This window comes from Clostridium sp. AM46-21 (genome assembly GCF_003480025.1).
Classification (GTDB): domain Bacteria; phylum Bacillota; class Clostridia; order Lachnospirales; family Lachnospiraceae; genus Coprococcus; species Coprococcus ammoniilyticus.
Genome location: NZ_QUIB01000007.1, coordinates 64879 through 79624, shown reverse-complemented (window position 1 = coordinate 79624; position 14746 = coordinate 64879). Strand labels below are relative to the sequence as shown.

The following is a 14746-nucleotide window of genomic DNA, read 5'->3' as shown; positions in this document are numbered from 1 at the left end:
ATATATCAGATATAGACTATTTCGTTAATGTAGATAAAGAAAAATGGAGGTTATGGAAATGGGTAGAGCAGTAAGGGCGGCAGTTGCCGGAATCCTGATCGGTTTATTTTGTGGAACATTATATGTGGAAATGGGAGCACTGAAAAGATTATATAGCGCGAAAAACAGCGTAGAGCAGGTGATGAACCTGATCGAATATGCGGAAGAAAATGAAGATATAGCCTGTGACAGTACAGAGGAAAATTATGCTGGAATAACCAGTGACAAAACTTCACAGGCAGACGGTAAGAATGATGGATCGAGCCAGCAGGTGGTAAATGGTCTTGAGCCCTCGGATGGTCAGGATACAGAACGGTCAAATGATATCCAGACTGCATTTCGGATTCTGGATGGCACAACATTAAATGCGTATGAAACACAGAAGCAGTTACAGGAACTGGAAGCAATGTATGATGATATAGCAGGAAATGCAAGTGCGGAGAGTCAGATGAATGCTCAGAATAAGACATCAGATGTTATCCGTATTCGAATAAGATATGAGGGAAATGAGAATTTATCGGATAAGCAATTGGATGAATTTACTTCATATGTTGAGCAGGCGGTACTTTACGGTATAGCCGAGAAGCTTGGCGCAGACTATAACGATCAGGAGAAAAGCATTGTGCGAAAGAATCTGATACTGAGCAAAGAATATATCGATGCCTGTGCAGAGGAAAGCGCAGAAGAATACGGCATCCCGGTTACTGCATGGTCAGCTTTTGAGTATCTGAACCTTCCGGCAGCAACCTTGAATGGCGTTGCTTATCCGGCCGGGTATTATGAAACTTTGTGTGTGACGTTGAAAAGATTATGACTGACTTTTCCATCTACCCCTAAATCCCCGGAATCCTTGAATTATATAGGTGGTTGTGGTATGATATGAGATATTTTGATTATATATTTCAAAGGAGCTCAAGGGAATATGACTAAGAAAAAACTGGTAGTTATTTTTGGAGGAAGATCATCGGAACATGAAGTTTCATGCATTTCAGTTCAGACAGTTGCCAAAGCGGTGGATACGGACAAATATGATATGACACTGATCGGAATCACAAAGGATGGCAAATGGCTGAAGGCTGACAGCATTGAGAGTATTGCTGACGGAAGCTGGTACGACAGTCAGGTTCGTGCAGTGATTTCACCGGATTCTGCAAAAGAGATTATCATAAAAGATGGCGACAGAATCTATGCGGAGCCTGTAGATGTTATTTTCCCTGTTTTGCATGGTTTATATGGAGAAGACGGTACGATTCAGGGATTGTTTGAGATGGCGGACATTCCATATGTGGGCTGCGGCGTATTTGCATCGGCTGCTGCAATGGACAAATTCCATACAAAGATCATTGCTGATCATATCAATGTAACACAGGCAAAATTTGTTCCTGTAGTAGAAGATGATTTTGATGATCTGGATGTTGCGATGGATCGGGTAGAGAGCGAGTTAAACTATCCGGTATTTGTAAAACCATCATCCGCAGGTTCATCAAAGGGTGTTACAAAGGCACATGACAGAGCCGAGTTAGAAGCTGGTCTGCATGAGGCACTCAACCATGATTCCAAGATCCTTGTCGAGGAAACGATCGTTGGCAGAGAGTTGGAATGTGGTGTACTTGGATATGGCAATCATACAAAGGCATCCGGTGTTGGAGAGATCCTTGCTGCCGCAAATGCAGATTTCTATGATTTTGATGCAAAATACAACAATGCAGATTCCAAGACGATCATCGGGGCAGATATACCGGAAGAAGCTGAGGACGAGATCCGTGCAGAAGCAATCCGTATCTTTAATGCGATTGACGGCTTTGGACTTGCCCGTGTGGATTTCTTCCTTGAGAAAGACACCAATCGTGTAATATTTAATGAAGTAAACACATTGCCGGGATTTACATCGATCAGTATGTATCCGATGCTGTGGGATGCAGAGGGATATGATATCAAGACCCTTGTAAATACCTTAATTGAGATGGCATTTGAAAGATAATTTATGACGACGAGAGATATAAAGATAAAAGTAACGGGTGTGCAGAGTGTTGCCGGAGCGGATGATGAACCGGAGGTTCTGGAGCTTGAGACGCGGGGAACATACTCTGAGAAAAACGGAAACCGCTATATCAAATATGACGAATTTATTGAAGATGTGGAAGAACCGGTGAAGAATCTTCTGCGGTTCGATGAGCATGCATTACAGCTTACGAAACGTGGCAGCGTGAACACGGTTATGTTATTTGACCGGGAGAAGAACAGCTCGGTGCATTATGCAACTCCGGTTGGACCGATCTGTATGAATATCTGTACGGAGGAATATCATATGGAGCAGTCAGAGAAGGGAATCCGGATTGATATTCGTTACTGTATTGACTTTAACAATGATTATATTACGGATTGCAGTCTGAATGTGACTGCGGACTACGAAGGGGTATAAATATATATGGGTAGTGAGAAATCCTTCGACAGCTTTCTGGGGATTGAAACGATCGCGGAGACAGCATTTGGAGATATGGATGTATGTCTTCCGGTGAACGAAGAAGATAATAATTATGAGGTTACATATTATAATGATCTGGTGACGATGTTCGACGAGATCAGCATGGAGCCGGAAGATACGCTTGTGGATTTTGGTTGCGGACTTGGCAGAGTGCTTTTTTACTGTAATTCCAGACATTACTGCCGGACGGTTGGAATCGAGAACAATGCCAGGGTCTATGACAGACTTCTGACAAATGCCGCAAGCTATCAGAGCAAATTCCTTGATCAGGAGGAACGGATGCAGTTCCTGAATGTGGAAGCGGAGGCATATGAGATCGGAGATGAAGACAATTATTTCTATTTCTTCAATCCATTTTCCGGCGCGACCTTCAAAAAGGTGCTGGATAATATCATCGCATCGGTGCGGAGACAGCCGAGAGATATTGAACTTCTGATCTATTATCCGACATTTGAATATCAGAAAGCAATCCGTGACTGCAACCTGTTCGTTTTAAAGAAGATGATCAAATTATCCGGTTATGAAGAAGACCCGGATGAGAAGGTTCTGGTATATCATTTGTCACGATATTTTGTAGCGTAGAATAAATAAGGCGGTCTATCTGGCGGACTAGCTTTATATTGACTTGCTGCGATTCCTATTCAATGCACATGTCTGATTCGTAAATACTCCTGTGCCAACTCGTCCTTCGGACTCAAACAGGCACCCGTATTTACTGACAATGTGCATTTCATTACGGAATCTTCGCTAATGTCAATATAAAGCTAGTCCGTCAGATAGACCGCCTTATTAATTTCATACAAATCATAATCAGGATACAGGTGATTCCGATGATTCCCCACAGTATAGAGGGGGAGATCGCTATACTTCCGATCACATAGGAAGAAGCGTTTAAGATTATATGAAGGATCATGCCTGGGATCAGGGAGCCTGACCATACGGCAAGACAGCCAGAATGATTCCGGCCGGAACGCTGTAGCAGAACTGAACGACATTTCCATGATAACAGCCGAAACAGAATGCTGTGAACAGGATCGCACAGAGGGTGGCATGCTTCGTGTGAAATGCAGAGACAGACAGCTTCAGTGTCACTCCCCGGAAGGCGAATTCTTCTGCGATCGGTGCGAGAAGTGTGACTGTACAGATACGGATGATTCCATTGTTGATGGAAAATGACCGCTGTACCCGTTCATGGTATGAGGTTAGGAGCTCCGGCCTATAAGTGTCGATCAGACGAAGAATACAGGTTGTTAAGAGCTGAAGACTGATACCAAGGATCAGCAGTAAAATAAAGATAACAAAAGCACGCAGGAAAGGATTTTTCTTTCCTGCGTGCTTTGTTTTTGAATGATCGGACAGATAAAAATATCCGAAAATACAGATACAAAGAATATATGAAATACATGATGTGATACTGCCGACAGAATCAGTCTGACTGCCTGTAAGATCACAGATCCGGGTGCCTGCAAGATAGACAATATTATGTATCAGTAATGCGGTAACCGGAACCAGACAGGTAATAACTAATTTTCTGAGGTCGACACGAGTATTTATCATGATACTGGATCTTCTTTGCCCTTTCTTTTTCTTCCTTTGCCTTTGCTTTTCTTGCGGCTTTTTCTTCTTTGCTGAGTTTCATGCTGGCAGTTTCCTGCTCATAAGTCTGCTCGTATTTCTTCTGTTTTGCACGAAGCTTCTGGCTGAATGATTTCTTTGCAGGCTCCGGTGCTTTCTTACCACGAACATTCTTAACGCTTGTGATGTAGATACCGCTGACCATAGCTTTAACTTCGCCACGGACAGGCATAACATCAAAGATCCATCGTCGCAGATCAGATTGATGATCTGTGGGCCAATCTTGGCTTTAACGATAGGAAGCTTGGCTTTCTGGTAACGCTTTGGAGTTGATTCCAATACCTGTTTCGGAAGATTTGCATCTTTCATAGGCAGCATCTTTTTATCGATGACCAGCATCGTGACAGGCTGTGCGGCCTGAAGCATAGCTTCTTTCTGTGCGCTCTGCTTCTTCTGCAGGCGGTTTCCTACTATGTAAAGTACTACTAAGATTACAACTAATATTGCGATGACGATTAACATCCATCCCCACCAAGGCATAATAAGTTCCTCCTTATATTTCATTATTTGTCTGTGATTGCAAATTGTATATATTATGATTACTTTTGACCTTACCAATCAGGGAACGCTTCCGCTCGTTTCGTCCTGCAGCGGTACTAAGATGCCGCTTCTGCGCCATCTAAGGACCGGCGGACTCAAATGTCCCTGTATTGGCAAGTCAAAGTAATCAAATATATATACAATTTGCAATTATATTATTTTTCAATCATAGGCAGATTTTTTAACCGGGCTGCCTGAATCTTACCTGGGATTGCATCCAGAACCTCTTTACGTTCCTTCGGCTTCAATCCACGGATATCAACCGGCTCTAAGAATTCGATCACAACTTTGCTGCTGTGAAGGAAATTATGTTTATTTGCTTCCATACATTTGTCTGTTCCGCAGATAGCAACCGGAATGATCAGACATCCGGCTTTCTGAGCGATCTTGAATGCACCGTCTTTAAATGGCAGCAGTTCGTCGCCCTTATTTCTTGTTCCCTCCGGGAAGATCATCATGGAGTGACCGGATTTGATGATATCAGCAGTCTGCAAAATCGTTTCCAGACCCTTTTTCAGATCGGTACGATCCAGATAGGTGCATCCGATATCATCCATGTATTTGTAAAGCAGAGGTATATCCTTGATATTGTCCTTGGACATGAAGCCAAGCGGCATATCGATTGCATTGTGACAGGATAAAATATCAAAATAGCTTCGATGATTACCAACGAACATGACCGGTTGGTCGGCAGGAATGTTTTCCTTGCCGATAACTGTTCGCTTACATCCGGTTAAGAACATAACTGCTCCGAAAAATCCTTTTACCAGCTTCTGAGCCTTGATGTAAGCTTTGTCCTGATCCTTTTTTGCAAGCTGCTTCAGATACAGATGATATGGAAAACAAAATATGATTCCAAGTACTGCAAACAGTACAGTAATAATGGTTCTCAAATATATCCTCCTGTTCTATCTGCCGTAGAGTTTTGCTGTCTCAAATAGACGTTCTTCTAATTTAGTATCCATGTCTTTATCCTCAAAGCGCCAAGCCCAGTTGCCTTCCCCTACACCCGGAGTATTCAGACGAGCCCATGAATCTAATTTCAGAACATCCTGCATAGGAACAACAGCCATATTTGCGACAGATGAGAAACATGCACGGATCATAACCCAGCAGATATCACTGGCATCTGTGCTGAAATAGCGGCGAAGCTTGTCCTTGGATGCTTCGTATGCTTTCTGATACCAGCCAAGTGTTGTGTCGTTGTCATGTGTTCCTGTGTAGCATACGCAGTTTCTTGTATAATTATGCGGAAGGAAATCATTTTCTTCCGGATTTTCAAATGCAAACTGTAAGATCTTCATGCCCGGCAGATTGAATTTGTCACGCAATTCGATAACAGAATCGTCAATCTCACCCAGATCCTCAGCGATGATCGGAAGGTCATAGCCAAGATTTGCTTGTAACTGTGTGAAGAAGTTGATACCGGGAGCGGGCTTCCATTCTCCGTTGATGGCGGTTTCTTCGCCATAAGGTACAGCCCAGTACCGGTCAAATCCTCTGAAATGGTCAATCCTTAAGAAATCTGTCAGAGTGAACTGGTATTTGATTCGCTCAATCCACCATTCATAACCGGTAGCGGTATGCTTTGACCAGTTATACAGTGGGTTGCCCCACAACTGTCCGGTCTCTGAGAAATAATCAGGTGGTACACCGGCAACCTCTGTTGGGTATCCCTTTGAATCCAGCATGAAAAGCTCCTGATGGCTCCATACATCGGCACTGTCCCATGCAAGGAAGATCGGAGCATCACCTACGATGCTGATGTTCTTTTCATTTGCGTATTCCTTGATCGCCATCCACTGTGTATGGAATAAGAACTGGATGAAATCATAGTAACCGATCTCATTTGCAAGCTTCTTTTCCCATGTGGTACGCTGTCTTTTGGTAGGTGCTTTCAGGGAATCCTCCCACATATACCAAGGCATTCCTTCATGGAAATCCTTACCTGCCATAAACAGGGAGTAGTCAGCGAGCCAGGAGGAATCCTTTTTGAAAGAAGCAAATGCTGCCATCTGTTCCTCGTCTGTTGATAATCCGTCCTCGTAGTCAGGATCAGTAAAACGTTCGTAAGCGAGCTTTAACAGCTTTGTCTTAAATGTGATCAAGGTTCCGTAATCGATGTGAACGGGATCCCATTCCGGCATATCAGTAAAATCATCTTCTGACAGAAGCTTGTATTCTTTTAATGCATCAAGGTCAATAATTAACGGCTGACCGGCAAATGCGGAGAATGGCTGATATGGTGAATCACCAAATCCGGTATGTCCAAGTGGAAGTACCTGCCACAGATTCAAGCCCGAATTTGCCAGAAAGTCTATAAACCGGTATGCACCTTTGCCGAGATCACCGATTCCGTAAGGACTTGGAAATGAAGTCGGATGTGCCAGAATACCAGCGTATTTCTTTGGCTTTTTTTCATGGTTGTTTTCTAACATGTTTATCCTCTTTTCCTATTATTATATTGACGTTTTTGGTCTGGTCAGATATATCTGTCTGCCCGGACATCATAAAACCCCATTTTTCCTTGAAAAATCAAGGCGGTGTGGAAAAAACACCGTACGTTTTATTATACATAAAACGAATTATTCTTACAAGTCTGAAATTGGGGGAAGTCGCAGTACGCCTGCCCGCCTCTGTCGGTCTCCTTGGCTGGTATGGGCAGTTGGTCTCCCCACTATAATATGGCATCAGCGAGAATTTCGTCGTGAGATGTACATTGCCAGTAAATACGGGTGCTTGTTTGAGCCGAAGGCGAGTTAGCACAGGAGTATTTACGAATCAGGCATGTGCAACGAACAGAAATCGCAGCAAGCCATTTATAGTGGGGAGGCCAACTGCCCATGCCAGCCACCCATACCAGCCAAGGAGACCGACAGGGGCGGACAGGCGGTTGGTTTATATGTTTTGTAATGCTGTGTTAGTTTTATAAAGTTTTGTTTATGATCTTCATAAATACATCAGAAAATAAACACAGTTTAGACACACTTCCCTTATATACTGTGTATTGTAAGAGTTTTTCATTTATTTGAATCCTCTCTCCCCTCATTTTTTGCAAGTGGTAATAAATCTTTCCCCGGTTTGTTACCACTTGTTTTTTGTTTTATAATATTGTTTGGGTGCAAAAGAGTCGTATGCGGCTCTTTATTCTTGATAAATTATTACTTTTCGGCTAAAATAAGATTTGATCTTATTTTGGCCGAAAAAAGAGGTGCAGATATATGGAATATATTCATAGAGATTTAGAAAAAAAGATAAAAGAATTAGCAGAAGACTATTCCTGTATATTAATTACAGGACCGAGGCAGGTTGGAAAAACAACTTTATTTAAAAAATTAATGGATGAGAATAGGACAGTGGTGAGCCTGGATGATCTGGAAGAAAGGAAACTGGCACAGACAGATCCTGCTATGTTTTTGCAGATGCATGATCTTCCGATTTTAATAGATGAGGTACAATATGCTCCGCAATTATTTCCATATATTAAGATGGCGATAGATAATGGAGCACCGGCATCATCATTTTGGTTGACCGGATCGCAGGCATTTCGGATGATGGAGCTTGCACAGGAATCTTTGGCGGGAAGAACTGCTATTATTCACATGTCATCTTTGTCACAGCATGAGTTGTATGGAGCAGGCGAGAATATTAAGTTTAGTGTTGATCTGGAAACATTAAAGCATCGAAGCAAAAATGGAACAAAGGTGGAGTTGCCGGAGCTATATGAGAGAATCTGGATGGGATCTATGCCGGGTTATAGAAGTGGACGATACAAAGACAGAAATGTTTTTTATTCCAGTTATATTCAAACATATATTGACAGAGATGTATCAGAGTTGATTACAAATGTTGATAAACTTGTATTTATGGACTTTGTAAGAGCTGCAGCATGCAGGTGTGCACAAATGTTAAATATACATGATATAGCAAATGATGTTGGCGTTTCAGATGAGACAATTAAACGATGGCTGCAGGTGCTTGAGAAGTCCGATATTATTTTTTATTTACGTCCTTATTCTAATAATCTGTTAAAGAGAACAGTTAAGACACCAAAATTATATTTCTTTGATACAGGCCTGGTTTCGTATCTCACAAAATATACAACTCCGGAAATACTTGAAAACGGGGCGATTAATGGGGCAATACTGGAAAATTATGTTGTTTCCGAAATTCGGAAGACATATCAAAATGAAGCGGATGAATGCCTTATGTGGTATTACAGAGATAAAGACAGTAATGAAATTGATATGGTGATTGAAAGTGATGGTATGGTGCATCCGTTAGAGATAAAACGCTCAGTAAATCCAGGAAGTGAACTGACCAGGGCATTCAGAATTCTGGATAAAGGAGCAGTTCCAAGAGGAAAAGGAGCAATCATCTGTATGCGTCCGAAACTTTCAGCTGTTGATTCAGAAAATTACATTGTTCCGATCTGGACAATATAATAAAGAATTTGTAAATAGAATGCAGAATCTGTTTATAAACACATCAGAAAATAAACACAATTTAGACACACATCCCTTATATACTATGTATTGTAAGAGTTTTTCATTTATTTGAATCCTCTCTCCCCTCATTTTTTGCAAGTGGTAATAAGTCTTTTCCCCGATTTATTACCATCTTGTTTTTTGCCTTTTCGGCGGTATACTTCCATTATTAAATTCACAACAGACGGAGGATAACAGGTATGATTTCGGAAAAATATGCAGATATGACAACCAAAGGTTCTATAATAAGAGAATTTGCGCAGTATGCATCAAAACGTGCTGCAGAGATCGGAAAGGAAAATGTATATAACTTTACGATCGGCAATCCTTCTGTTCCGGTATGTCCGGAGTTTACAGAGACATTGGAACGGATGTTAAAAGAAGAAAATCCTTTGACGCTTCACGGATACAGTCCGACACTTGGTATTATGTCCGTCAGAGAAGCGGTTGCAGATTCTTTAAATAGAAGATTTGGAATGGAATATACAGCAGATGATATTTTCATGACCTCCGGTGCAGCAGGTGCGATCGCACATGCAATTCGTTGTGTAACAAAGCCGGGAGATGAGGTGATCACATTTGCTCCATATTTCCCTGAGTATGTTCCATATGTTGACGGAACAGGTGCGGTGCTTAAGATCGTGCCGGCGGATATTACATCCTTCCAGATCAATTTTGATGCATTTCTGGAGCTTTTAAATCCAAATGTACAGGCAGTTCTTATTAACTCTCCGAATAACCCGTCCGGTATCGTATATTCAACAGAGACGATCAAGAAGCTGGCTGCAATTCTGGAAGAAAAGCAGAAGGAATATGGACATGATATCTATATTATCTCCGATGAGCCTTATCGTGAGATCGTATTTGAAGGAACGGATTCGCCATTTATTTCATCCTTCTATGACAACAGTATCTGCTGTTATTCATTCAGTAAGTCACTTTCCCTTCCGGGTGAGCGTATCGGATATGTAGCGGTAAATCCGAAATGTAAGGATGCGAAGCTGATCGTTCTGATGTGTGGTCAGATCTCCAGATTTACAGGACATAACTGTCCGCCATCCATGATCCAGCTTGGTGTGGCAGAAGTGATCGATAAGACAGCTGACCTGTCAATCTATGAGAAGAATAAGAATATTTTATATAAAGAGCTTACAAATATGGGATATGAGTGTGTAGAACCGGGCGGAACCTTCTATATGTTTCCAAAGACTCCGATCGCGGATGCAAATGCATTCTGTCGTATGACAGCCAGCAAGCTGGATCTGATCCTGGTACCGGGAGACAGCTTTATGTGTCCGGGACATATGAGACTTGCTTACTGTACCACAACAGAGATGGTAGAACGCGCACTTCCGTTATTTGAAAAAGCAATGAAGCTTGCAAAAGAGATGGAGTAATCAAAGGAGAACATCATGGTTACACAGATTCCGATCATACTTGCATCGAATTCACCGAGAAGAAAAGAGCTGCTTGAAAGAGCCGGTTATACATTTACTGTTATGCCAAGTGACTGCGATGAAGCTACCGATATCCGTTTTCCAAAGGATATGGTAATGGAGCTTGCCGGGAGAAAGGCAGAAAATGTATATAAAAAGGTATGTACAGATCGTGCCGGTACGGAAGCAGAGACACAGCCGTTTATCGTGATCGGTTCCGATACGGTCGTCGCATTAAATGGCAGGATCCTTGGAAAACCGGTTGATTATGACGATGCATATAATACGTTGAATAGTTTGTCAGGACAGACACATAATGTATATACAGGTGTTTCTATTATGTACTACGACGGAGAGAAATGCCGGACAAAGACATTTTACGAGAATACAGAGGTTACATTTTATCCGATGACGCATGAGGAGATTGTCGGATATCTTGCGACGGGAGATCCGTTTGACAAAGCAGGAAGCTATGGGATACAGACACAGGGTGGCCTGTTTGTGAAAGGGATCAAGGGCAGTTATGACAATGTTGTCGGACTTCCGCTTTCCCGGTTGTACCATGAGTTAAATGAGATGTTATGTGGGCAGTAATGTGTGAGAAAACGATGCGCCGATCATGTATGACAGAATAGTAGAGATTATAAACTGCTAAAAAAGAAAGGCAGGAGGACAGAGATATGGAAGAAAAGAGAAATTTTACCTTATTAACAGACTTCTATGAATTGACGATGATGCAGGGATATTTCCGTGAGAAAGCAGATGATATCGTTGTATTTGATGCATTCTACAGAAAAAATCCATCCGGAAGCGGCTATGCGATCGCCTGTGGTCTGGAACAGGTGATTGACTATATCAAGAATCTGTCCTTTTCCTATGAAGACGTTGATTACTTAAGAAGTCTGAATATGTTTGATGAAGAATTTCTGAATTACCTTGCAGGATTTCATTTTACAGGTGATATCTATGCGATTCCGGAAGGTTCTGTAGTATTTCCGTATGAGCCACTTGTGAAGGTGGTTGCACCGATCATGGAAGCGCAGTTGGTTGAGACCGCATTATTAAATATCGTGAACCATCAGAGTCTGATCGCTACAAAGGCATCCAGAGTCTGCTATGCAGCAAAAGGGGATGGTATCATGGAATTCGGACTTCGCCGTGCGCAGGGACCGGATGCCGGAACCTTCGGTGCGAGGGCGGCAGTTATCGGTGGCTGTGTCGGAACCTCAAATGTAATCTGCGGTAAGCAGTTCGGCGTGCCTGTACTTGGGACACATGCACATAGCTGGATCATGAGCTTCCCGGATGAATATACAGCATTTAAGAGATATGCAGAATTATATCCGGATACATGTACATTGTTGGTTGACACATATGACACATTGAAATCCGGTGTGCCAAATGCAATCCGGGTATTTGATGAGATGAAGGCAGAGGGAAAGATGCCGACCAGATATGGAATCCGTCTGGATTCCGGTGACCTTGCATATCTGTCTAAGAAAGCCAGAAAAATGTTGGATGCAGCGGGATATCCGGATGCAGTCATTGCAGCATCCTCTGATCTGGACGAATATCTGATCAACAGTTTGAAGAATCAGGGTGCAGCGATCACGTCATGGGGCGTTGGAACCAATCTGATCACATCAGCAGATAATCCATCTTTTGGCGGTGTTTATAAGCTTGCGGCGATCAAGAAGCCGGAGGATGAAGAATTCACAGCGAAGATCAAGATATCAGAGAATCCGGCGAAGATCACAAATCCAGGAAATAAGACGGTATTCCGTCTGTATAATAAGGAGACCGGAAAGATCAAGGCGGATCTGATCACACTTTCCGATGAGACATATAATGAAGCGGAGGATCTGGAGATATTTGACCAGATGGCTACATGGAAGCGTTCGACACTTCCGGGTGGTTCTTATGAGATCCGTGAGATGCTTGTCCCGGTATTCTTGAAGGGACAGTGCGTATATCAGAATCCATCCACGATGGAGATCCGCGAGTATTGCCAGAAAGAACTGAATACACTCTGGGATGAGACCAGACGACTGGTAAATCCACAGGAGGTATTTGTCGATCTGTCAAAACCGTTATATGATCTGAAACAGAAGCTGTTAAACAGCCGACATTGATGCAGAAATGGTCAGATCAGAAAATATATATTATTTTATCGTCCGACCGGCGTTATAATGGAAATCTTTAATATCAAAATTCATAGCAGAGATCTCGCTCATAGCAGCGTTGATCTCTGTTGTTGTTTTCGGAGCTGCTTTTTTGATATGAGCCAGTGTTGTTTCATATGCTAACATCTGTCGGAGAACATTTCTGCAATAAGCTTCTTCCTCCACCATGGTATGGATATTATACTTTTGCAGGTAATCTGTCATAAAATCGGGAAGCATATTGATCTGGTAAAGAATATAGGCACGAATGGTGTGACCGATCATGTATATAGTAGCAAGAATTAAAACACCCAAAGCGATCAAACCTGTGATCGTCCGCAGGATCATTCCTCCACCCATAACAATGACTGTAAGATGAAAATAATCATATCCAAGCAGAAGAATTAAGAAAATCACATTATAGATAAAATGTGTTTTCAGACTGTGCCTCCTCTTAGGAAGTCCGTCGATCTCGGCGGTATATACCATTTTATAATAATCAATCTGTTTATCGGTATTGTCGATCATATCCATCAGATCAAAATATTCCTGTGAATATGGAGGATCAGATTTCTCTGCTGCTTCAGAGAGATCTGTTTCGATTGTCGGTTTATTCTTAGGTGGTTTCTGATCATTTACCTTTAAATTTAACATATGCAATCCCCTTATGTAACCTGCCTGCATGTGCGAATCACATGCAATGCTGCTTTTCAAGTTTGTTTATGGATTTTATTGTAACACAATTTATTGCGGGATAGGGAACTCTGTATGAAAAAGTAAAAAAATATCTAGTCTTTCAAACCATGTTACAAAGCCCCGAAAACCATGGCTTTTCTATATAGAAACTACGATTGACATTTGCTGTTTGAATCATCTATATTATAAAAAGTTAAGGGATACAGGCATTTTTGAAACTTGAAATTAGTAGAGTGTATAAGAGTTTTGAAGTGCCGGTTTACAAATAGAAAGATGAGGTTTTACCTATGAGCAAGATCAGGATCATAACAGATTCAGCTAGTGATATTTCGACTGCTGAGGAACAGAAATATAATATATTAATCCTTCCGTTTCCGGTAACGATTGGTGACAAATCTTATATGAGCAGAGTCGATTTTGACAATGACGGTTTTTATAAGTTAATGGAGGAAAATCCAAACGAGCTGCCAAAGACGGCGCAGATCACAGCATTCCAGTTCGACGAGCTGTATAAGGAGCAGTTTGATGCAGGATATACAGATATTATATTTGTCAGCATCAATAAAAAGGGTTCTGCTACCCATGATAATGCAGTCATGGCAAAGAATGAATTCTTTGAGGAGCATCCGGAGTATGCAGGAAAAGGAACGATTCAGATCTTTGATGGTGTTGGATATAGCGGTCAGTATGGATATCCGGTTGTGCAGGCAGCAAAGATGGCAGAAGAAGGAAAAACAGTGGATGAGATCACTGCTTATCTGTCAGACATTCTTCCGAAGCGACGGATCTACTTCGGTATCTATGGATTGAAATATGCAGCAAAATCGGGACGTATTCCAAGTGCAGCAGCACTGGTCGGTGATGCACTTGGCGTAAAACCGATCATGAAGATATGGGCAAATGAGATCGTTACAGCATTCAAATGCCGCGGCGAGAAGAAATTACTGGCAAAAATGGCAGATGTCTCAGCAGCAGAGATGCTTCCGGGTTCGCCATATCAGATCGTATATGGATGCGATGATGTATGCAGGGATGAACTGGCTGCCAAGATGACAGAAAAGGTTGGTTATGCGCCGGACGATTTCTTCCAGATCGGAGCAGCGGTTGCTTCGAATGCAGGACCAAAGGTAGCCGGAGTTATTTTTACGGTAAAAGACGAAGCATAAACAGAATATAGATTTTCATAGAAAAGACCTTTGTTCACAGAAGCGGAAGCAGATATACAAGAACCGATGTGGATAAGGGTCTTTTTGCATGGGGATTGAC

The 14746-nt window shown here is 42.1% G+C and carries 14 protein-coding genes; 9 read left to right on the top strand and 5 right to left on the bottom strand.

Going from position 1 to position 14746, the window contains the following annotated elements; translation table 11 throughout:
* Positions 1 to 58: 58 nt before the first annotated feature.
* The 4 genes from DW959_RS06410 to DW959_RS06395 all read left to right on the top strand — a co-directional run bounded on the left by DW959_RS06410 (position 59) and on the right by DW959_RS06395 (position 3106).
* Complete coding sequence (locus DW959_RS06410) at positions 59 to 853, top strand: hypothetical protein (protein WP_117784513.1); 795 nt, start codon at positions 59 to 61, stop codon at positions 851 to 853.
* A gap of 108 nt (positions 854 to 961) precedes the next feature.
* Positions 962 to 2020: a D-alanine--D-alanine ligase family protein gene (locus tag DW959_RS06405; RefSeq protein ID WP_021944201.1), complete on the top strand. Its 1059-nt coding sequence runs from the start codon at positions 962 to 964 to the stop codon at positions 2018 to 2020.
* 3 nt (positions 2021 to 2023) lie between these two features.
* Entirely contained in the window at positions 2024 to 2461 is a 438-nt protein-coding gene (locus DW959_RS06400) for a DUF1934 domain-containing protein (protein WP_021944202.1), read from the top strand.
* 6 nt (positions 2462 to 2467) lie between these two features.
* Positions 2468 to 3106 carry a hypothetical protein gene (locus tag DW959_RS06395; RefSeq protein WP_021944203.1) on the top strand — a complete coding sequence of 213 codons (639 nt, stop codon included), beginning with the start codon at positions 2468 to 2470 and terminating at the stop codon, positions 3104 to 3106.
* Positions 3107 to 3445: 339 nt separating this feature from the next.
* On the opposite strand, the gene DW959_RS06390 is transcribed toward DW959_RS06395, so the two are convergent.
* From DW959_RS06390 to malQ, 4 genes are all read right to left on the bottom strand, one after another.
* Positions 3446 to 4081 (bottom strand): CPBP family intramembrane glutamic endopeptidase, encoded by a 636-nt coding sequence (locus tag DW959_RS06390; protein WP_118615703.1) that lies wholly within the window; start codon positions 4079 to 4081, stop codon positions 3446 to 3448.
* Positions 4082 to 4159: 78 nt separating this feature from the next.
* Entirely contained in the window at positions 4160 to 4639 is a 480-nt protein-coding gene (locus tag DW959_RS06385; protein ID WP_347475335.1) for a hypothetical protein, read from the bottom strand.
* Positions 4640 to 4854: 215 nt separating this feature from the next.
* Positions 4855 to 5592: a lysophospholipid acyltransferase family protein gene (locus DW959_RS06380; RefSeq protein WP_021944206.1), complete on the bottom strand. Its 738-nt coding sequence runs from the start codon at positions 5590 to 5592 to the stop codon at positions 4855 to 4857.
* 15 nt (positions 5593 to 5607) lie between these two features.
* A complete protein-coding gene (gene malQ, locus DW959_RS06375; protein ID WP_117822397.1) occupies positions 5608 to 7137 on the bottom strand; it encodes a 4-alpha-glucanotransferase in 1530 nt (509 codons plus the stop codon).
* 783 nt (positions 7138 to 7920) lie between these two features.
* Between malQ and DW959_RS06365 the strand changes: the two genes are divergently transcribed.
* The 4 genes from DW959_RS06365 (at position 7921) to DW959_RS06350 (ending at position 12754) form a co-directional block, all read left to right on the top strand.
* Positions 7921 to 9144, top strand: a complete 1224-nt coding sequence (locus tag DW959_RS06365; protein WP_117784507.1) for an ATP-binding protein — start codon at positions 7921 to 7923, stop codon at positions 9142 to 9144.
* Positions 9145 to 9386: 242 nt separating this feature from the next.
* On the top strand, positions 9387 to 10583 hold the full coding sequence (locus DW959_RS06360; protein WP_008402408.1) for a pyridoxal phosphate-dependent aminotransferase: 1197 nt from the start codon (positions 9387 to 9389) through the stop codon (positions 10581 to 10583).
* A 15-nt stretch (positions 10584 to 10598) separates the two neighbouring features.
* Positions 10599 to 11216 (top strand): Maf family protein, encoded by a 618-nt coding sequence (locus DW959_RS06355; protein WP_117822395.1) that lies wholly within the window; start codon positions 10599 to 10601, stop codon positions 11214 to 11216.
* Positions 11217 to 11302: 86 nt separating this feature from the next.
* Positions 11303 to 12754 (top strand): nicotinate phosphoribosyltransferase, encoded by a 1452-nt coding sequence (locus DW959_RS06350; protein ID WP_117822394.1) that lies wholly within the window; start codon positions 11303 to 11305, stop codon positions 12752 to 12754.
* Positions 12755 to 12784: 30 nt separating this feature from the next.
* On the opposite strand, the gene DW959_RS06345 is transcribed toward DW959_RS06350, so the two are convergent.
* On the bottom strand, positions 12785 to 13438 hold the full coding sequence (locus DW959_RS06345) for a hypothetical protein (protein WP_117822393.1): 654 nt from the start codon (positions 13436 to 13438) through the stop codon (positions 12785 to 12787).
* Positions 13439 to 13767: 329 nt separating this feature from the next.
* Here DW959_RS06345 and DW959_RS06340 point away from each other — a divergent pair, with 329 nt between their 5' ends.
* Positions 13768 to 14646: a DegV family protein gene (locus DW959_RS06340; RefSeq protein WP_117822392.1), complete on the top strand. Its 879-nt coding sequence runs from the start codon at positions 13768 to 13770 to the stop codon at positions 14644 to 14646.
* Positions 14647 to 14746: the final 100 nt, after the last annotated feature.